This is a genomic window from Paenibacillus sp. A3M_27_13, assembly GCF_024213315.1.
Classification (GTDB): Bacteria; Bacillota; Bacilli; order Paenibacillales; family Paenibacillaceae; genus Paenibacillus; species Paenibacillus polymyxa_B.
The window spans coordinates 65,792-87,338 of the sequence record NZ_JANAVE010000002.1; the positions used below are offsets into that span (position 1 = coordinate 65,792).

General features: G+C 46.7%; 15 protein-coding genes. 10 read left to right on the plus strand and 5 right to left on the minus strand.

Translation table 11 applies throughout. The features are described from left to right. The first annotated feature begins 12 nt into the window (after window positions 1-12). The 3 genes from NLX82_RS06940 (at window position 13) to NLX82_RS06950 (ending at window position 2,925) form a co-directional block, all read left to right on the plus strand. Entirely contained in the window at window positions 13-1,212 is a 1,200-nt protein-coding gene (locus NLX82_RS06940) for an MFS transporter (protein WP_028543215.1), read from the plus strand. Then, window positions 1,205-1,864, plus strand: a complete 660-nt coding sequence (locus NLX82_RS06945; protein ID WP_068938470.1) for a TetR/AcrR family transcriptional regulator — start codon at window positions 1,205-1,207, stop codon at window positions 1,862-1,864. The genes NLX82_RS06940 and NLX82_RS06945 overlap by 8 nt, the downstream gene beginning before the upstream one ends. Before the next feature lie 149 nt (window positions 1,865-2,013). Continuing rightward, window positions 2,014-2,925: an AraC family transcriptional regulator gene (locus NLX82_RS06950; protein WP_076295049.1), complete on the plus strand. Its 912-nt coding sequence runs from the start codon at window positions 2,014-2,016 to the stop codon at window positions 2,923-2,925. 108 nt (window positions 2,926-3,033) lie between these two features. Here the strand turns inward: NLX82_RS06950 and NLX82_RS06955 are convergent, their stop codons facing one another. The 5 genes from NLX82_RS06955 to NLX82_RS06975 form a co-directional block, all read right to left on the minus strand. Beyond that, a complete protein-coding gene (locus NLX82_RS06955; RefSeq protein WP_076295048.1) occupies window positions 3,034-4,434 on the minus strand; it encodes a sugar porter family MFS transporter in 1,401 nt (466 codons plus the stop codon). 227 nt (window positions 4,435-4,661) lie between these two features. Further along, a complete protein-coding gene (locus NLX82_RS06960) occupies window positions 4,662-5,999 on the minus strand; it encodes a response regulator transcription factor (protein WP_160789131.1) in 1,338 nt (445 codons plus the stop codon). After that, window positions 5,974-7,422, minus strand: a complete 1,449-nt coding sequence (locus NLX82_RS06965) for a sensor histidine kinase (RefSeq protein ID WP_068938474.1) — start codon at window positions 7,420-7,422, stop codon at window positions 5,974-5,976. Before NLX82_RS06965 ends, NLX82_RS06960 begins: the two co-directional genes overlap by 26 nt. Next, window positions 7,419-8,417 (minus strand): sugar-binding protein, encoded by a 999-nt coding sequence (locus tag NLX82_RS06970; protein WP_254347669.1) that lies wholly within the window; start codon window positions 8,415-8,417, stop codon window positions 7,419-7,421. The genes NLX82_RS06965 and NLX82_RS06970 overlap by 4 nt, the downstream gene beginning before the upstream one ends. Before the next feature lie 334 nt (window positions 8,418-8,751). Next, a complete protein-coding gene (locus NLX82_RS06975; protein ID WP_023987289.1) occupies window positions 8,752-9,597 on the minus strand; it encodes a Cof-type HAD-IIB family hydrolase in 846 nt (281 codons plus the stop codon). Window positions 9,598-9,860: 263 nt separating this feature from the next. Here NLX82_RS06975 and melA point away from each other — a divergent pair, with 263 nt between their 5' ends. The 7 genes from melA to NLX82_RS07010 all read left to right on the plus strand — a co-directional run bounded on the left by melA (window position 9,861) and on the right by NLX82_RS07010 (window position 21,525). Then, a complete protein-coding gene (melA, locus tag NLX82_RS06980; protein WP_068938525.1) occupies window positions 9,861-11,360 on the plus strand; it encodes an alpha-glucosidase/alpha-galactosidase in 1,500 nt (499 codons plus the stop codon). Between the two features lie 544 nt (window positions 11,361-11,904). Continuing rightward, the gene (locus NLX82_RS06985) at window positions 11,905-14,058 is read left to right on the plus strand and encodes a glycoside hydrolase family 6 protein (protein ID WP_081327418.1); all 2,154 of its coding nucleotides are present in this window, start codon (window positions 11,905-11,907) and stop codon (window positions 14,056-14,058) included. Between the two features lie 174 nt (window positions 14,059-14,232). Beyond that, window positions 14,233-15,168 carry a nucleoside hydrolase gene (locus NLX82_RS06990; RefSeq protein ID WP_076157728.1) on the plus strand — a complete coding sequence of 312 codons (936 nt, stop codon included), beginning with the start codon at window positions 14,233-14,235 and terminating at the stop codon, window positions 15,166-15,168. Window positions 15,169-15,332: 164 nt separating this feature from the next. Continuing rightward, on the plus strand, window positions 15,333-18,008 hold the full coding sequence (locus tag NLX82_RS06995) for a PAS domain S-box protein (protein WP_023987293.1): 2,676 nt from the start codon (window positions 15,333-15,335) through the stop codon (window positions 18,006-18,008). A gap of 161 nt (window positions 18,009-18,169) precedes the next feature. After that, window positions 18,170-18,559: a GntR family transcriptional regulator gene (locus NLX82_RS07000; protein ID WP_023987294.1), complete on the plus strand. Its 390-nt coding sequence runs from the start codon at window positions 18,170-18,172 to the stop codon at window positions 18,557-18,559. Continuing rightward, window positions 18,552-19,454 (plus strand): ABC transporter ATP-binding protein, encoded by a 903-nt coding sequence (locus NLX82_RS07005; protein WP_068938475.1) that lies wholly within the window; start codon window positions 18,552-18,554, stop codon window positions 19,452-19,454. The genes NLX82_RS07000 and NLX82_RS07005 overlap by 8 nt, the downstream gene beginning before the upstream one ends. Next, window positions 19,429-21,525: an ABC transporter permease subunit gene (locus NLX82_RS07010; RefSeq protein WP_068938476.1), complete on the plus strand. Its 2,097-nt coding sequence runs from the start codon at window positions 19,429-19,431 to the stop codon at window positions 21,523-21,525. Before NLX82_RS07005 ends, NLX82_RS07010 begins: the two co-directional genes overlap by 26 nt. The last annotated feature ends 22 nt before the right edge of the window (window positions 21,526-21,547 follow it).

Genomic DNA, 21,547 nt, shown 5'->3' on the forward strand with positions numbered 1-21,547 from the left:
GGGGTTACAAACATGAGCAGCTTACCTAAGTCTGCTACATTTCCACTTTTCATTCTGATGCTGAATTTGTTTATTGCTTTATTGGGTCAAGGTATGGTGATTCCCATTCTGCCTGAATATCTGAAACAATTTAATGCGGCAGGAGCTGCTGCGGGGTATCTTATTGCCGCTTTTGGAGCAGCACAGTTTATTTTTTCGCCCCTAGGTGGGCAGCTTTCGGATAGATGGGGGCGGAAATCCATGATCATCACCGGTCTGTTTTTAACCGTCATCTCGGATCTAATGTTTGCTGTTTCTACGACATTGCCTCTTCTATATATAGCCCGATTTATCGGGGGGATAGGTATTGGATTAATGGTTCCTTCTAATATGGCCTACGTCGCTGATATTACCACTTCTGAAACCCGAGCTAAAGGAATGGGATACTTGGGTGCCTCCATGAATTTGGGTATGGTGCTTGGTCCGGGGTTAGGCGGTATGATCGCTGAGTTTGGCATAAGGGTGCCCTATTTTTTTGCTGGTGGACTTGGACTTGTAGCTACGCTGCTTAGCTTGTATATGCCAGAGACACTACCCAAGGAAAAACGAAAACCCGCTAGCCAATGGGTCCGCCGGGAGCCAATTCGCAACCAAATCCTAAATTCATTTCGGACATCCTATTTTCGTTATCTTCTCCTCATTCTGATCATGACATTAGGTTTGATGAATTATGAAACGGTGTATGCTCTTTTTGTGGAACGAAAATATGGTTTTGATGCCACTAAAATCTCAATGATCATTACGGTTGGTGCAATTATAGGCATCGTAGTACAGATATGGCTACTTGATTATCTCATCAAGAGACTTGGTGAGATGAAGCTTATACGTCTTTCTTTGATCATGACAGCCATCGCTTTACTGTTAATGATAATTAAGATCAATTTAGGTTATCTGCTGGCGGTATCGGCGCTGTTTTTTGCTTTTAATGCCTTCCTAAGGCCAACCGTAAGTACAATGATCGCGAACTCAGCTGGTGATCGTCAAGGATATGCCGCCGGATTGAATACGACGTATACCAGCCTAGGCAATATATTGGGACCCATTTTAGCGGGTTTGATGTTTGACAAACACATTCATATTCCTTATATTTTTGGTGCACTTATCCTTGCATCTGCCCTTTTCTTAACCTTACAAAAATCGAAAAATGAGAAACGGATGGTTGTTAATGACTGAGAACTGGCACCAGAATTTGAAAAACAAAAATCGGGAAGAACTCATTGCGGCTGCCAAGGAACTTTTTATGAAGCAAAGCTTTCTCAAAGTTAATATTAAGGATGTATGCAACGTGGCTGGTGTAAGTCGGGTCACATTCTATAAGCACTTTCAGTCCATGAACGAACTGATCTTTGAGGTTCAGATGGAAATCCTTGAGAGCATGACCGAATTTGTTAGAAGGGCACCTTCAGCCGAAATGAGCGGTAAGGAGATGCTTACTTTGATGCTTGATGCATGGATTGATTACGCTTGGCAACATCCAGAATACATCAAGTTTATTCTTCTATTCGATCTGCATTACGAAGCTTATGATTCAAATCAAGAACTCAAAGAACAGTACAAAAATTTTGTTAGCCGGGAAAAGGAACGACATTTCCTGATGGATGCTCTGGAAGTTGGATTCCAAGATGGATCATTAAAGTCCGACACAGAACCCTTGAAGACTGCTCATTTTATCTTCACGTCTATGATGGGTATACTCCAGAAAATGAGTCTGACGTCCAAGGACGATTGGAATAACGAACTTGATGATATAGAAATTGCTAACCGATTTGCGGGAATGTTGATTCAGTATTTAAGTCCAAAAAGTGATAAATCCTCAACCTTTTAGGCAAGAGTCGCCTGCCGTATTCCAAAGGATTTCAGATCGTCCGATGGAGTGAAATAGAAGTACAGGACTCAGTCTGTTAAACTGTGAAAATAGAGCGGTTGCAGATACGTTGTCGTGTTAGCCTTATCTATTTTTGTGGAGGTGCGGGGATGAACGGAAGTCTGTTTGAGCCACGGCTGCGTGACGGGGATTATATTCCCCGTTTTTTTGCTTACTATTACAAGCAATGGCATGACTACACCATGTCTTACCACGATCATCATTCTACCGAAATTATGTACATGATTTCCGGCTTTTGCAGGGTAGATGTACAAACGGGAGAGAATGTGGAAGAAAGCATCACGCTGCGTAAAGGCGAGTTTATTATGCTGGACGCAGGTGTACCGCATCGACTAGTGGTGGAAGGAGAACAACCGTGCCGGATGCTAAATGTAGAGTTTGGTTTTACGGAGGGAGTGAGGGTAGGGCCGTCTATCCGACAAATGGCAGCAGAGGAGCAGGAGGTCACGACTCTCATGTCACGTCCGTTCCCGTATCTGGTATTATCGGACCCGGAAGAGGTATATTATGCGCTGAAAAGTCTCGTGCTGGAGCTGGACCAACGAAAAGAACAGCCGGGTGCAATGGCAGAGATGCTTTTTATGCAATTGCTAGTACGAATTGCACGTCTACGGGAAGAGGCAGAGCGCAGCAACACGCAGCAAACGGATATGTACATCAAACGATGCATTGAATTTCTCCATCTGAACTATGACCGAGATATTGTGGTTAAGGACATGGCGGCAGCCGTGAATCTGCACCCAGGTTATTTGCACCGTATTTTCAAAAAGCATACTGGGCTAACACTCACCGCGTATTTAACGATGCTGCGAATGGACAAGGCCCGTATGCTTCTTCAGCAAACGGACATTCCCATTCAAGAAATTGCCGATTATGTAGGCGTGGCCAGCAGGCAGTATTTTCATATGTTGTTCAAAAAGCACACAGGCAAGACGCCTGTTGAATACCGCTCTGGTGTAGAGCGCAATGTGAGGAACTATGCGGAGGAGGATGGGAGCTGATAATAAGAAGCCTCTGAACCATTGCCGATTTAGGTCGGTATGACTCAGAGGACGTGTGTTTTGAAGCATTATAACATGTGTCCGGGCTTCTTGAGAGCTAAAGTGGGGTCATTTCCCAAGCCACATATTTTCCATCTGTTCAAGTGATCTCCCCTTGGTTTCGGGAACCTTGCGCCATATAAAGACTACGACGAACAACGAGATGGCTCCGAATAACCAGAAGGTATTGGACGGGCCGGCTGAACTCAGCAGAGGAGGGAATGCCTGCGATACCAGATAATCGCCGGCCCACAATGCCATCGAAGCGATGGCGACCGCTTTGCCGCGAATGCGGTTCGGAAAGATCTCCGAGATCATAACCCATACGATCGGCCCAAGTGATATAGCATAGGAGGCCACGTAGATCAATATCATGATGAGCACAAGCGGTCCGGTGGTCAAACCCATTTTGAATGCGGCTCCAATAATGACCAAACAGAGGGTCATCAACGAGGTGCCAATTATCAGCAGGACTTTTCGTCCCGCTTTGTCGATCAGCCATACGGATACGATGGTGAACAACACATTGATCATCCCGATCCAAATGGTCTGGGTCAAAGAAGCGTCCGTACCGAGTCCCATTCCCTTAAAAATAACCGGCGCGTAGTACAAAATGGCATTGATGCCGGTAATATGCTGCATAATGGCGAGCATAACACCAATAAAGAGAGCGACCCGAATACCAGGAGCGAACAATTGTTTCAATGAGTTGTTCTCATTTTTGAATGATTCCTTGATATCAAGCACTTCCTGCTTAGCGGCTTCTTCACCATGAATTTTCAGCAAAATCGGCAGCGCTTCATAAGGCCGATTCTGTTTAATAAGCCATCTCGGGCTTTCGGGTATGAAGAGCATCAAGAGCATAAAGATCAGTCCCGGAACGGCTCCCACTCCGAACATCCAGCGCCAGGCTGTTGAGACACCCCAGGCTTCATCCCCCAGGCTGACGATCCACGAATTCTGAAAATAAACCAGGAAAATCCCAGTTACGATCGCCAACTGATTTAAAGCAACCAAACGGCCTCGGTATTTAGCGGGAGCGATCTCCGCGTTGTACACCGGACAAACGGTGGAAGTGATCCCTATGCCAATGCCACCGATCATGCGAAAGATAACATACCCGGTGAACGTGTCTTGAAGCGCTGAGCAGATCGAGCCGACGATGAATAAAAATCCGGCGGCCAGCAATACCTTTTTTCTGCCGATCTTTTCACTCATGTAGCCGGAGAGAGCCGCTCCGGTGACACTCCCGACAATCAGACTTGACACCGCCCAACCAACCTGAAATTCGCTCAGCGAAAAACGCTGCTGCAGGAATTCGACTGCTCCCGAAACAACCGCGATATCAAAACCGAACAGGATACCTCCGAGCGCAGCTACGATGGATACCAACGTCACAAAAAGCATATTGGGTTTTTCTGATTGAAGCGCTTTCTGTTGAGCGCTTTCATTATTGATGATTACTGCCATATGATCATCTCCCCTCCAGATCTCTGGAACCTCATTCCGTTCTTCGAGGAGAAGTATAACATGCGCTTATAAAAGAAAGGCCGGTTATCGTCTTCAATAAACGGACCTTTTCATGCACGATTTTGGCTTCGATTCCCGAATCGGAGATAGAGGGGCTGAACCTAGCATTACCTTGTCATTCGAGCTTAAAAAAATCCATGCCGATAGTCGGCATGGATGAATCTCTACTATTTTTGGCCTTTGAACTCAGTGGGAGGAACGCCCGTTATCTTCTTAAAGACGCGGCTAAAATAGTTCGGGTCCTTATAACCCACTTCAAAGCTGATTTCCTTAAGAGTAAGGTTGCCGGCCTTAATCAGAGAGATGGCTTTATCAATCCGCAGCCGGGTTACGAAGTCGATGAAGGTTTCTCCGTATTCCTGTTTGAAAATTTTGCTGAAGTAGTGAGGATTCAAATGGACAAAATCAGCCACTTCTTCCAGCGAAAGATCATCGTTGAACCGTTCCTCGATATACATTTTCGCCCTACCCAGCATAGTCAGTGTTTGAACCTCTCGCTGTTCGCGTATCCGTTGCAGTGCTGACATGACGTACGTCTGCTGAAGCATTCCATTCTCCGCTTTGATGGCAAGCAAAGAAGCGTTTCCAGCCTCTGATGACTTCAGTTCGTCAAAGTGGCAGAAACCTCCATCCCGCTTGCGTAGGGTGGAGGCAAAAACGGCTTCGAAATAGGACTTGCGAAGTCCTTCCTCGCCGCTATGCAGCGATCCGATTCCAATGGCCGTCTTTATACCAAGTTGCTGCTGGGCAAGCTCAGAGAGCTGCTGAACAAGGTGTTTAACCAGCTGCCGCCAGTCGTTTTCGCCGGTGACAGGCGGCTTGCGTAAAAAGGTGGCTACATGATGGTCGATCAAGGAGCTTACAATGGCATTCGGGCCATGCGTTTTTACATAGCTTCGGAAATGATCGTAAATTTTCTTTTTATCCTGCTCGTCCGTATATCCGTCAAAGGCGGCAATGATGGCGCTTCCCTGATCAAGAGGAAAGTCCAGCCATTCCGATAGCTGGGAAGCGCTTGAATCCACGGTCTGGTCGACCATAAGCATTAAAGCCAGCTCATTTTCTGCGAGCGGCATCAGCTGTGAGATTTTGTGCCTAAGCTCCAATTCTTCCGTACGTGCCCGCTTCTCGCACTCAATTTCTTCAATCAGTCGTTTCAGTGTACCGATGATCAGTTCTCGCTTCGCTGGCTTCAGAATATATTCTTTCACACCCAAAGAGAGCGCCTCCCGGGCATAGGCAAAATAATCATAGGCAGTGACGAGCACGAATCGGGTATCGGGAAGCCGCTCCTTTAATTCACGAAGCGCCGCAAGCCCGTCGATTCCAGGCATATTGATATCCAGAATGGCAATATGGGGACGGTGCTCTTCCGCACATTCAATCGCCATGCGGCCGTTGCCGGCATGAATAAACCGGAATATCCCCGGCATCGCCCGTTCCACTGTCAATTCCAGTCCTTCTCTCTCCAAAGCCTCGTCATCCGCGATCAACAACCGATACATCAGTCTGCTCACTCTCCTTCTTGACTGGAATTCGTATTGTTATGGTAGTACCTCGTCCGATACTGCTATTGATTTCAACCATTTCTTCTTCCTTTCCGTAGAACAACTGCAGCCGCCTAAACACATTTTGCATTCCAAGTCCTGTTGAACTGCCGCTTTCGGCTTCGCCTTTAAGACGGAGTACGGACAGTCGGGTTTCCTCCGTCATGCCCTTTCCGTTGTCCGAAATTTCAATTTGTACATCTTCGTTCGCTCTCGACAGCGTTAACATGATAATGGCTCCGTCTTCCATATCTGCCACACCATGAAGAAAAGCGTTTTCAATAAATGGCTGGATCGTCAGGGCCGGAATTTGCTGCTGAAGTACGGAAGCGTCAAAGTGAAGATCAAAGCGAATTCTGTCCCTGAAGCGCGCCTGCTGGATGGTTACGTATTCGCGGATATGATCCAGTTCCTCCTGGAGAGTTACGGGTTTGTCCAGCTTCTGCAGGCTGTACCGTAGCAGATTGGACAGCGAAACGATCAGGTCGCTGGTTTTCTCCGCCCCTTCCAGAATCGCCAGCTTGGAGAGCACATTTAAGGTATTAAATAAAAAGTGCGGGTTAATTTGATTTTGCAGAGCCAGAAGCTCCAGTTCCTTCACAAGCCGCCGCATTTCCAGACTCTGTTTATCCTTCTCGATGAGGATACTCAAATCGGCGGACATTTGCGAAATGGCGTCCGACAGTACGCCTAGCTCGTCATCCCGTCGCGGTTGGGGCTTGATATTCAGATCACCTGTGGCGATTCGCTTCGCCAGTCCGACAAGTCTGCCGACAGGGCCAGTAATGCTGCGCGAGACCCAGATTGCAAGCAAAACCCCCATCAGCGCGTTCATGCCGAACAACGCCACTCCCCATCCGTTCATTCGCTCATTCTTGTTCCGGATGTTCTCAATGATTGGCCGGTAATAAGCCAGTTCATCATCGATCAGTTGCTGACCCTCCTCATGAATATAGCTGACGGTTTTCTCCGCTTCAATATAATGTTCAAAAGCCGATTGAGGATCTTGTGCCTTTGCATCCAGAACTGCGGCTTGTTTCTCTTTAAGAAATGTAGCCAACAGATTCACGTAGTCCTCCTCGGCGAAAGAAGGGTCGGTCGAGGAGGAGACTTCCTGAATTCTGCCTTTCAACTGCATCAATTGGTATTCTGTCGGGCCCTGCACAGCCTTATCGCCTCTTGGATTAAGCAGATAGGCATATAGGAGATTTAAGTTGCTCTCCGCCGATTCGGAGGTTTGCTCGATGAGAAGAATGCGGCCAAGCATTTCATCGTAGCTCTGTTGTACGACCTTTCCGCTTTGGAATACAAAATAAGCGATGATATTGGCGAACACAACTAGAAGAGGGATGAACAGAAGCAGCTTCGTTCTGATCGTCATCGTCTGTCATCTCCGGTCATGTTGTCGGGAGTGTCCGCATGCATCTCATATATCCTGGTGTATGTTAATTCCTGGGGGGTATTCCCCTTTAGATAATCATTCAGTAATTTTATGGACTTAGCCCCCATTTCCTCTGGCTGTTGAACAATGGTCAGTTCGATTTTGCAATCTCTGATGGCTTTCAACGTCTCGGCCATATCGTCAAAAGCGAAAATCTGCAAATTCCGCGCTCCGCGTCGCTCCGAGGCTTCCAGAATGCCAAGGCCGTCCAGCGCACTGAATCCGACCATGAAGCGGATCTGCGGATACCGGGTGAGCATGTTCTGAGCTTGCTGTGCTGCCTGAAGCCGTGAAATATTTGAGGAGCGAATCTCCACAATGCGGAGCTTGGGATAGCGACCGATCACGGAACGAAATCCAGCAAGCCTGAGTCGCTGATTCTCGACGCGCTCGCTACTGATCATAACTCCAATGTCGCCACGCTCTCCAGAGGCTTTCGCTAACAGCGCGCCCATCCGTTTTCCTGCTCCTTCGTTATCCGTTCCCACGTAAGCTAGTCTAAGGGAATCTGGTTCATCCGTATCGATCGTGATGACGGGGATGCCAAGTCCGGCTGCTTTGTCGATTAATCGGCGATACTCTGGATCATTTATCCCTTGAACCAGAATTGCATCCGCCTTACTGGCAATCGCTTTATCCAGCAGTTTGACCTGCTCGGACGGATTAATGCGGTCCGGCCCGATATAATCGAGCCGCATACCGTACTGTTCCGCTTCCTTTCGGGCTCCTTGTTCGATTGACCGCCAGTAATAATTATCCAACTCCTGGGATATCAGTACGACTTTTGTAGCGGAAACCCCGTCTTTTGGAGAAACCGTCTTCAATAACTCTGCAAATTGGTGAATTTGAAAAGAAGACAGAGTGAACTGGAAGAGCAGCCAGGCAAATAGCAGGAAGACTGGGATAAGGATAAATGTCCATTTACGGTTTGACATGTCTTGCTCCTTTGTAAATATTTACAGACTCACTCATTATACAGCAACAAAACAACCGCACGCAGCTATCGTCAGCATAAGCGCGGTTATTGAGGAGGAATTCCATATTTTAATCAAGGTACATGACCAAAGTAGAAATCTTGAAGGGTAAGCAACAACAGATATTTGAAGAATGGTTTGCCCATCTTACAAGTAGTGAGGAGATGGAAGCCGAGCAAGTACTAAGTGAATTCCGTGGAAAGATAGCATTGGAGATAGGCCCCTACCAGTAGAATTAGGACATTTTTAAGTCCAGAAACTACTGCAGGGGCTTAAGTATAAAAAAATAACCTCACTAAATCAGACCATGCTTTTTAAAGCTGTGAAACAGTCCATCTTCATCGACAGCATCCGTAATGTCATCTGCAATGGCTTTGAGGCCCGGTTTGGCATTTCCCATAGCAATTCCTAGCGCACAATATTCAATCATTTCAGCATCGTTCATCCCATCTCCGATAGCAATGGTGTCTTCTTGGGATCTTCCCAAATGCTCAATAAGCTTTTCAATAGCTACGGCTTTGTGAATACCGGGAACCATTAGCTCGCCGCTGTCTTGCCCGAAAGCAGATACAGTACATTGAATAACCTCAAATTTCCCTGCAAATTCCTTTTTGATCTGTTCGAAAGGAACATTTTTGTTTTCCAAAAAGCATGCTTTGTTCACGTCACTACGGTACAGGTTGTCCTCTCCTATAGTTAGGCCAGTGATAAACGGATGCGGACGTTGTTCTTTTTTTTCTCTGGCTACGGGATCATTGTCCACATCACCATAGATAAGCCGTTCCACATGGGGCAAAAAGTTTTTACTCGCAAACAGTCCCCCGTTCGATTCCAAATAAAAGTCCAAGTCATGTTCATCAAAGTAATCGACCATATGTTTAACATCTTCATCCGATACTTTGTGGTGATATAACATCTCGCCTTCGATTTCTACAAAGCCCCCGCCAGCTCCGATGATCCCGTCAAAACCGACCTCCATGATAAAATCATAAATCTCCGCTTTGGATCGGCCAGTGCATAAATAAATCAGATGTCCGTTCTTTCTCGCTTCGATACATGCTGTTTTTGCAGATTCGGGAATCATACCATCATCATCCACTAGCGTTCCATCTATATCTAAAAAGATAATCTTTTTGTTCATCTTAGGCTGCTCCTTGCTCTCCAATGTTTTCTTTTATGTTACTACATTTACCGCACTTAAAGTACATATTGAACTGAAAAAACACTAGATAGAAAGAGAGAAACGGATGGAGCAAAATGGAAATGGGCAACCCTCTGCTAAAGCGAAAGTTAGGATTTTTGACACCTAAATACGAAACTGGTCATGATTTTGATAACGCTTTCCGCAGAGCTATTGCTACAATGACGGTATATACCAATTCTAATTACCGGAGGTTGAATGCCGTGTCATTTAAAGTAGCTTTTATTGGAGCAGGAAGCATCGGTTTTACCCGTGGAATTTTACGAGATTTGTTATCGGTGCCGGAATTTAACGATATTGAAGTGGCTTTTACGGATATCAGTCAGCACAATCTGGATATGGTTACTGAGCTGTGCCAGCGGGATATTCGTGAGAATGGTTTGTCCATACAGATACAGTCCTCTACGGACCGAAAGATAGCTCTAAAGGGTGCCAAATACGTCATTTGTACCATCCGGGTTGGCGGGCTGGAGGGCTTTGCAACCGATGTGGATATTCCGCTGAAATATGGCGTGGATCAATGCGTGGGCGATACATTGTGTGCAGGAGGGATCATGTACGGTCAGCGTGGTATTGCTGAAATGCTGGCCATCTGTAAGGATATCCGCGAGCTAAGTGCACCGGATGTATTGCTGCTGAACTACTCGAACCCGATGGCGATGATTACGTGGGCCTGCAACAAATACAGCGGTGTGCGTACAATCGGTCTATGTCACGGCGTCCAGCATGGGCATCACCAAATTGCTGAGGTGTATGGTCTGGAGAAACAGGATGTGGACATTGTGTGCGCCGGAATCAATCACCAGACGTGGTACATTCAGGCGTCACATGAAGGCAAGGACCTGACAGCTGGACTGCTGGAGGCTTTTGAAAAACATCCCGAATATAGCCGCACCGAAAAGGTACGCATCGACATGCTTCGTCGTTTTGGCTATTACAGCACAGAGTCGAATGGCCATCTAAGTGAATATGTACCTTGGTACCGGAAGCGTCCGAATGAAATTCTGGACTGGATTGATCTAGGCAGCTGGATCAACGGAGAAACAGGCGGCTATCTGCGTGTATGTACAGAAGGACGTAATTGGTTTGAAACAGATTTCCCCAACTGGATGAAAGAAGACCCATTGGAGTACAAGGCGGAAAATCGTGGTGAAGAGCATGGTTCATACATTATCGAAGGTCTAGAAACCGGACGTGTATACCGGGGGCATTTTAATGTCGTAAATAACGGTGTGATTTCCAATTTGCCGGACGATGCGATTATTGAAGCGCCTGGATATGTGGATCGAAATGGTATCTCCATGCCACATGTAGGAGACCTTCCGCTCGGTCTTGCTGCCGTCTGTAATGTAAGTATTTCCGTCCAGCGTTTGGCTGTCGAAGCGGCTGTACACGGAGATGATAAGCTGCTGCGGCAAGCGTTTATGATGGATCCGCTAGTGGGCGCGGTGTGTAATCCGAAAGAAATTTGGCAGATGGTCGATGAAATGCTGGTGGCGCAGGAAGCATGGCTGCCGCAATACGGAGCAGCGATTGCCGAGGCGCGCCAACGTCTGGCTGCAGGCGATCTGATTCCAACCCGACCTTATGAGGGAGCAGCGCGACTTAAGGTGAAAACGGTTGAAGAAATGCAGCTGGATCGGGATGCCGCCAATAAAAATGCAGGGCAATCCGACAAGGGCAAGGATCGCGAAAAAGTGTAGAACAACAAGAGCATAGATTGACTTCACAACAACAAAAGGGTGTTTTCACGGTCATGTGGCCTGAAAACACCCTTTTGCTGTCGATAGATATAACGATTTGGCATAGTTGGCGTTCTGGAGTTTATCATTGTCGATTTAGGCTGACGGAAATTAAAGAATACAGTCTTGCTTTTTTTGAATTCGCTCTTTTGCTGTCGATCCTAAATCTCCTGAGAGCTTGTCATAGCAGGGATGTTCAACAAATGAAGGAACCGGTTTCAGAAAAAGAGGTGCCACAACGAACCGTTAGAGTGGCAATTCATATGCCTAATTAATAATGTAGTCCTTAATTTATTCAATTTACAGCAGATTTCCAGCTCACTATAATCTAACATAGGAGGTGACAAAAAGGGGAAAATGTGAGCGCATGGACAAATAGAAAGCGCTTACCTTTCGCAACTATGAACGCCGATTTTTTTTGGAGAAAGTAGGCGTAACTCACATTTAATCATGTAACAATCAGGTGCCGACATAGGAAGATTCAACAAAATCCACGGAAAGATAGGTGAAGCAATTGAAAACAAAGCAAGTGCTTCGTAAAAGCATGAAGTATGCTTTTGCGCTATCACTCGTCGCAAGCAGCTTTCTACCAGGTGCAGGATTTACGGATAAAATACATGCAGAATCCCATGTGGACAATCCTTACCAAGGGGCGACAAAATATGTTAGTCCTGATTATGCGGCTAGTGTTGATACATCGATTGCCAAGATTACGGATGCCAATCTGAAAGCAAAAATGCAAACGGTCAAAACATTCCCGACAGCCGTATGGCTTGATCGTATCGCTGCTATTAACGGCGGTGGAGGCAAGCTTGGCCTGGAAGCGCATTTGGACCAAGTATTGGCGCAAAAGAAAGGCAGCACACCGATTACGGCGGAATTTATTGTGTATGATCTGCCCGGACGGGATTGTCATGCCTTGGCTTCCAATGGTGAATTACCGCTGACTCAGGCAGGGCTGGAAACATATAAAAAGGATTATGTTGACAAAATTGCTTCTATTTTTGCAAATCCCAAATATAAGGATATTCGTATCGTAGCGATCATTGAACCAGATAGTTTGCCAAACCTGGTAACCAATCTGGATGATCCTAAATGTGCGCAAGCCAAGTCTACAGGGATTTATGAAGCTGGCGTTAAGTACACAATGAATAAGCTGAACGAGATTCCGAATGTGTACAAATACGTAGATATCGGTCACTCTGGCTGGTTAGGTTGGGATAACAACCGTGCAGCAACGGTATCCCTGTTTACAACTATCTTCAAAGACACTAGCAAAGGTCTGTCCAGTGTAGATGGCTTTATCACGAATACAGCCAATACTTCACCGCTGACAGAACCTAATTTGCCTGATCCAAATCTGAATGTCGGCGGACAACCGATCAAATCGTCCAAGTACTATGAATGGAATCCTAATTTCGATGAATCGGATTTCGCAGAGTCATTGCATAGAGATTTTGTCAGCGCAGGCTGGCCGAGCTCACTCGGTATGTTAATTGATACAGGCCGTAACGGATGGGGCGGACCTAACCGTCCGACTTCCGCAGTCGGCAATGATATTAACTCCTATGTAAACTCAGGCCGTGTTGACAAACGCTCGCACCGTGGTAACTGGTGTAATAACAGCGGAGCAGGTATGGGAACACCGCCACAAACGGCTCCAGCTGGCCATATTGATGCTTATGTATGGGCGAAACCTCCGGGTGATTCCGATGGTTCCAGCTCACTCATTCCGAACGATGAGGGTAAAGGCTTTGACCGTATGTGTGATCCTACCTATACAACCAAGGATGGCACATTAACAGATGCTCTACCGAATGCACCTATTTCAGGAGCATGGTTCCATGATCAGTTTGTGATGCTGGTACAAAATGCGTACCCTGCAATCGTGCCTTCCACTGGTGGTGTGGACCCAGCGCCTACAGCTCCAGCTGTACCGTCAGGCTTAAAGGCTGTTGTGGGCAATGCTCAAGTAACGCTGACTTGGAATGCGTCTACTGGTGCCGATAGCTACACGGTAAAACGTGCCACTAGCGAAGCAGGTCCTTTTACAGCCGTTGCGCCTCTTGTAACGGAAAGAGAGTACACGGATAAGGGGCTGACGAACGGAACAACTTACTTCTATGTTGTAAGTGCTACGAATGCGAAAGGAACAAGTAAGGATTCCGCAACGGTAAGCGCTGAACCTAAAGGTACACCGACTGATCCAACCGACCCTACAGAACCAGCGGGTGATCTGGTTGTAATGTACCGGGCTGGTGACACCGACCCAGCTAATAACGCAGTCAAGCCTTTCCTTAACCTGAAAAATAAAGGTACAACACCCGTGAAGCTGAGTGAGCTGAAAATCCGCTATTACTTCACGAAGGATGGCAGCCAAGAGCTGCAATCTGCAGTAGACTATGCGCAAGTAGGCAATGATAACGTGCTGCGTACCATTACAGACAACTATATTGAAATTGGTTTCAGTGCTGCTGCCGGCTCGCTTGCTGCTGGAGCGCAAACAGGTGATATTCAGATCCGCATGAACAATAGCGACTGGTCTAACCTGAACGAATCCAATGATTACTCCTTCGATCCAACGAAAACCTCTTATGCAGAATGGAACAAAGTAACGTTGTTCCACAATGATAAGCTGGTGTGGGGAATCGAGCCTTAGGATTTAGCCAGAACAAGTGCCCTTGAGTGATTGAAAAGTATTAAAAGAAGGCTACGGCATAGCTGTCGTAGTCTTTTTTTACGTCTTCGAATAAAGAATTTGATGACCAAGGGAATAAGCATTGAAATTGTGTATAATGAAAAAAAGAATGCTGTTCTACTGTGGAGGGTCATCATGAGCAAAAAGTTAATCTTAGATGTAGATACTGGCATTGACGACGCGCTTGCTATTGCGTATGCGGTCCATTCGCCGGAATTGGAGCTACTCGGTATTACAACCACCTTTGGTAATATCTCGGTGGAGGAGGCAACACGTAACTCACTGATTCTGCTGGAAAAACTGGGGGTAGAGGCTCCGGTCGTGTCTGGCGCTCACAAGCCGTATGCTCGGGAGCTGTTCAAACCTTATTCCCGGCATATTCACGGTGAAGACGGTATTGGCAATCAATTGAAGGGGGCGCCCTCCCGTCAGGCTGCGTCTGGGGATGCGGCTGACTTTATAATCGGACAGGCTCGTCGCTATGAAGGCAAACTTACCCTGGTAGCTGTGGGACCGCTGACCAATCTTGCGATTGCATTGGATCGCTGTCCCGAATTGCCCCAATTGCTTGACCGCCTGATCATCATGGGCGGCGCGGTTACAGTGAAAGGGAATGTAACTCCGACGGCTGAAGCGAATATTTATGCCGATCCAGAAGCCGCAGCCTATGTGCTGGGAGCGGGCTTTCCGCTTACGCTGGTTGGGCTGGACGTCACGATGCAAACACTGCTTCCCCAGCAGGATGTGGACAAATGGCGTGAGCAAGGGACCGAGCTGGGCGCGTTTATGGCAGATATGACAGACTTTTATATGGAAGCCTATCGCAATTTCAGACCTGGTATTGCAGGCTGTGCATTGCATGATCCACTGGCTGTAGGATTAGCGATAGATTCTAGCTTTGTGGAGACGCGTCCAATGCACATTGCCGTTGAGGTGGGGGGTTCCGCCGAGGTTGGTCGCACCCGTGAGGTGCAAAATGAGAACGAAGCTCAAGCACTGACTACGGTTGATGTGGCACTTAAAGTCGATGCGGAGCGATTTTTGCGTCATTTTCTTAGCCGGGTGGTATAAAAAAATAATTCGAAGATTGCCGATGAACCTGCATCGGCAATCTTTTGTGCATACATGTTTTAAGGGTCTTTATCTAAAGGTGGACTCACTGCTATAAAATCCCATATCATGTTAGAATAGGTGTAGTTAGAAAAACTGCCGGACCACAAAGGAGGAGATTCATTGTGTTTTCTGCTGCTCGACGACTGCCTTTGCTGGAACATATGTATAATCATGCCCCGACAGGAATCGTGATTTTGTCGAGGGAGGGGAAGTGCCTGTACGTCAATCCCGCCTTTTGCAAAATGGTCGGATATGAGCAGGAGGAATTACTGGATATCCGATATTACCATCTCTTGTATAAAGAGGCTCAGGATCAGCGAGGGTTGAGGGAGGCTTACGCAGGTTGGCTAAAGGCTACGGATCAAGTCTATAAGACAGAGCTGCGTTTGAAACATAAAAGGGGAACATCCGTCTGGCTATCGCTGGAATTAACCATATTTGATGATGAGGCTACCGAACAATCTTATTTGATTGCATATGCAATGGATATCACGGAGAAAAAAGATATGGAGCAGGTGCTCTCGGATAATGAGGATTTGTACATGCTGATTACGGAAAATACGCCGGATGTTATCTCATATAGCACGGCGGACGGCATACTCCAATATATTTCTCCTTCGGTGGAAAAACTCCTAGGCTATACAAAGCAGGAAATGCTCGGCAAAAAGCGGCTCCAATTCTACCATGTTGAAGATGCCGATTATATGCGTGTACATGGACTCTTCAAGGAAACAGGCATCATGAAGCGGCGTGTTCGTCATAAGGACGGGCACTATTTGTGGCTGGAAGTATCGTACCGCATTATTCGGGATGAACAGGGCAGAATCAAGCGAGTACTGTCCATCGGACGCAACATCACAGAGCGCCAGAAGAGCGAGGAGAATTTGGCAAAAGCTCAACGGTTGGCGATGTTCGGCTCATGGGACTGGGATCTGGTCAACAATGTTATGCATTTCTCCAAGGAATTTCGCAGCATTTTTGGTTATCGTGTCAAGTCGGTTGAAACAAGTATTGACGCGTTCATGGCGGCTGTTCATCCAGAAGATACAGAGCGCATGAAACAGATTATCACCAACGTTATATTAAAGGGAGTTCACGAAGAAACCTTTTACCGGATTGTATTGCCGAATGGGGAACAAAAGGTACTGCGTTCAATCTGGGAAGCTGAAATGGACGAGCATGCAGGCAAGCCCGTTCAAGTGGTTGGAATGATCCAGGATGTTACAGAGCACCGGGAAATGGAGCAGCGTCTGCGCGAAAGTGAAAACCGTTATAGGTCACTGTTTCAGCATAATCCACTCGGGATATGCGCCGTGAATATGGAAGGTCATATCTTGAGCGTGAATCCGAGCTTGGAGGAGCTTACGGGTTATACGAAGGATAAGCTGCTTGGGGCTGACATACTCATCATGGCTTCCTCTGAGGAACAGGACAAAATCAAGCGTCACATGGAGCTGGCCAAGCAGGGTGAGACGCAAACCTATGAATCGGAATTTATACATAAGGAGGGGGAGCGTCTATTCATCAAGATGACGAATATCCCGATTTTCGTGCAAGAGGAAATTGTAGGCTGCTACGGGATTATAGAAAATGTTACCCCTCTTAAAAGCTACATTGCTCAAATTGAAAAGCTCAGTAATGAGCATTCGCTTATTTTGAATGCCGTATCCGAAGGAATTGTAGGTTTAAGTACCGAAGGACATGTCCGCTTTATGAACCCGGCAGCTGTTGAGATGTTTGGCGTAGGATCTGCCAATCCGCTGAATGGCGCTTGCATAGACATGATCCTCCATGCTGACGAAATTGGCAGTCATTTTCCGGACGAACAGTCCTCTATTCTTCAAGCGATTCGAAGCGGAGCCTCTTATCAGGCAGAGGAAGCTGTATTTTGGAAAAAAGGCGGGTCCAGCTTTCTGGCCTCCTATCGAATCAGCCCTTTGATGGATAATGGCGAGCGAAAAGGGGCTGTGATGGTTTTTGTAGACAGGACGAATGAAAAGGAGATCATTCGGGCCAAGGAGTCTGCCGAACGCGCCGATCGGGCCAAGTCAGAGTTTCTTTCTGTGATGAGTCATGAGCTCCGTACACCGATGAACGGCATTATAGGCATGGCGGGGTTACTGGCAGATACTGAATTGGATGAGGAGCAGCGTAGCTATATAGACATTATTACCAGTAGCAGCGGTGCTTTAATGCAGATATTGAACGAGATACTGGATTTGAGCAAAATCGAAGCTGGCAAAATGTCTTTGCTGCACGAGTCCTTTGTGCTAGATGATGTGGTGGGCAGTGTGGCTGACCTATTCATGACGCAGGCTATGGAAAAAGGCATTGAGCTGGAATGGCATGTGGATCAGGAAATGCCGGGGATGCTGGTCGGCGATCATGTGCGTATTCGACAGGTGCTGGTGAATTTGGTGAGCAATGCGATCAAATTTACGGAGCGAGGGCGTGTAAATATCTTTGTGGAGAGAAAGGCTTACAGCCGTCGTAAAAATAGATGCCTGATTGAGTTCAGTGTAACGGATACTGGAATCGGTATCCCAGCAGACCGCCAGCATCTATTGTTTCAGCCTTTTTCCCAGCTTCATCCGGCACTGAACCGAAAATATGGAGGGACGGGACTAGGATTGTCCATCTGTAAAAACTTGGTCAAGCTGATGGGGGGGGCTATTGGTGTAGATAGCGATGAGGCCAGAGGAGCGACGTTCCGGTTCCAGCTGGATCTTAAGCTGCCGGAAGGTTCAACGCTTGCGAATATAAGCCGTGATGAACCTTATGAGTCAAAGGAAGGCTAAAAAGAGATAGCCGTGATGCGTGATGCATCACGGCTATTTTTGTAAGGAATAACCAAAGAAAAGATTGACAAACTGTTCTAACTGTACTATTAATGATAGTACAGTTAGAACAGTTCAGTATATACAAGTGAATCAGAATAAGTCTTGAAAGGAGGAAGTCCATGTTCGAGCTGGATATCCGCAGCCGCAAGCCGATCTACGAACAGCTTATGGACAGGGTAAAGGAAATGATCGTGTACGGATCACTTCAGCCGGATGAGCAATTGCCTTCCGTACGGACATTGTCCGCTCAGCTTACGGTGAATCCGAATACGATTCAGAAGGCGTATCGAGAGTTGGAACGAGAAGGATACATTTATTCCGTTCAAGGCAAAGGCAGCTTTGTCACACCTGCCGAGCATCAGCCGCAGCAAATAAAGCGGGATGAGATTCGGGCGGCATTGTTAAAACAGATGATTGAAGCCGTCCATTTCGGTTTTACGCAGCAGGAAGTGGACGACATATACGTGGAAGCTATACAAACAAAGGAAAGGGGGATGTCCCTTGATTGAATTAAGGGAAGTCACAAAGACATTTACAGAAGAAAAGGCTGTCGATCAGCTCGCCCTTACGGTGAAGAAGGGCTCTATTTTTGGGTTGCTGGGCTCGAACGGGGCAGGGAAAACGACACTGCTCAAAATCATCGCCGGGATTTACCGACCGGATGCAGGAAAGGTACTGATTGGCGGACAGTCCGTATATGAGCAGCCTGAAGTCAAGCAGCACATTCTGTTTATGCCAGACACCCCCTATTTTTTTCCGCAAGCGACAATTCGTCAGATGGCCCGGTTTTACCGCTCCATTTATCCGAGCTGGAGCGAGGAACGCTACATACAGCTTACGGAGATTTTTAAGCTAGATCCTAAACGAAAGCTTCACCGTTTTTCCAAGGGGATGAAGCGTCAGGCTGCTTTTTTGCTTGCCTTGAGCTGTATGCCTGAGCTGCTCATTTTGGATGAGCCGATTGATGGGCTGGACCCGGTGATGCGTAGAATGATCAAAAATTTACTGTTCCAGGAAACCGCTGCACGCGAGATGACCGTCGTGATCTCATCTCATAACTTGCGTGAAATAGAAGACATGTGTGATCACGTCGGCATTATGCACCAGGGTCGGATGCTGCTGGAAAAAGAGGTCGACGACCTCAAGTCTGATACGCATAAGGTACAGGTTGCCTTTCGTGACAGCACGCATGAGGAAGCCGTATGTGGACAACTTTCGGTTGTACATAAGGAGCGGAGGGGCAGTGTTCTACTGCTTATTATCCGGGGTGAGCGAGAGCGGATTGCAGAGACGATTGAAGCGTATGAGCCGCATGTGTTCGATTTGCTACCGTTGACGCTTGAAGAAATTTTCATTTATGAAATGGAGGACGCAGGTTATGACATCCAACCGATTCTTCTGTAGCGGCGGCGTAATTCGCCAAAGCCTGAGACAGCATGGCTGGATCGGTCTATTGTACTTGGTAGGATTATTATTTACGGTGCCACTGCCACTATTTATGAGTACTGGAAACGAGCGAGTGCCCACGGTTTTGAGAAGCCTGTTCGATAGTACAAACTCAGGCGATGGAATGCAAAATATCATTTTATTGGCCGTACCTGTGCTGGCGGGTGTGGTGCTGCTTCGTTTTATTCAGCGTCAGGGCTCCTCGGATTTATATCACAGTCTGCCCTTACGCAGAGAGCATCTGTTAACGGCACATTTAATTAGCGGTCTTATCCTTTTACTCGTACCTATATGGCTGACCGCGGGAGTAACTGCCCTGCTAAACACGTCGGTTGAACTGCCTTTTATTTTTCATATCAATGATATTGGATCATGGGCTTTGGTCGTATCGGTTCTTACGATTTTCCTGTTTGCTTTTACCGTGTTTGTAGGTATCTGTGTAGGACAATCGCTGTTACAATCCGTTGTAGTGTATGCTTTGCTGTTGTTGCCCTTTTTTTTGTATTCCATGATTAGTCGTTTTCTGGGGCACAATCTATATGGTTACTCTCAGATTATTGGAACCATTGTTCAAAATAGTAATGGCGTGGAGTTGCGCAGCAGCAATAATATTTGGTATAGTTTATCGCCGTTCGTCCGCATTATGGATTTGTCGAGTAGCGCATTTTCATATGTGGAACTGCTTATTTATATGGGTGTTTCCTTGCTGTTTGTGATTTTAAGCTATGTGTTATATCGCAAACGGCTCGTAGAGAAGGCAACGCAGGCCATGGCCTTTACTTTCTTCCAACCCCTTTTTAAGGCAGGAGTCATGTTATGTGCCATGCTGCTGATAGGAGAATATTTTTATAGCACAGGAGGCCAGGGGAGGGACTGGTCGATCTTCGGGTATGTGCTTGGAGCTATTTTGGGTTATATTGCTGTGGAGATGGTAATCCGCAAGACATGGCAAATTGTACGTATTCGTGCTTTGCTGGAGCTGGTTACATACGGGGCAGTTTTGGGTCTGGCAATGTACATCCCCACGTCTAGTTGGATAGGCTACGAGGAACGGATTCCAACCGCGCATTCAGTCGAGCAAGTCTATGCTGGGCAATATTTGTATCTGGACGGGGGAGCGACACAGAAAAATCTCTATTTTTCGCAAGATAAAGCTTTTATCGCTGCTGTGCTGAATTTACAGCGTGAGCTTGTAAGAGTACATTCAGCTGGAAAGACGTCCGGGTCCAATAAAGAACCTCAACAAATGATATCCATTGCTTATCGTTTGGATGATGGTACCATTATGACTCGTAGCTATACATTTCCTGAGCAACCTTTCCGGGCAGCGCTGGCAAAAGTGATGATGTCTGAGCCGTACAAAACAGTAAGCTACTCACTTGATAAGCTGAATGGTAAAGCGGAGACGATCAGCATTCAATCGGCAGATGATAATGAACGGCGAGTTGTTCTGACCGATCCGGAAGATATTCGTGAATTTGAAGCTATACTTAAAGAAGAAGTTTTGGGCATGAGCTATAGTGAAATGCAGGCAGGTTCTTACGCGTTGGGGAATATTGATATTGTGAACAAACCTTCATCTGTTTTAGTAGAAGAACCAGATTGGGCTCGCAGCGTCTCCTTTAATTGGCGCATATCCTTCCACAAGCTGAATGCTTGGCTGGAACGCAAAGGATACGCCGACAAGGTGATTGTCACGTCGAAAGACATTATATCGGTTCGAGCTATTCCAATGGTTTCTCAAGAGAAGGAGCCGTATCAGCCTGGTGAGTATATTGAAGCAGCGAATTTATTCAGGATATTGCAGCAGAAGTATAAAGTCACCACAATTAAAGATGCAAAACTTTGGAATACTGTGCTGGATAACCGAAATAACTACAGCTATGATCCACAAGTGGAGAAAGGCACTTATCTGTTCCAAGTTAAAATCAAGTCCATCAGCGGTTCCGGCTTTCGTACAATTTATTACTTATTAACCTCAAAAGACATCACACCAGAGCTTGCGAAGGCATTACTGACAGCTCCTTAAGTGGGACAGCGTCTGGTTTGGA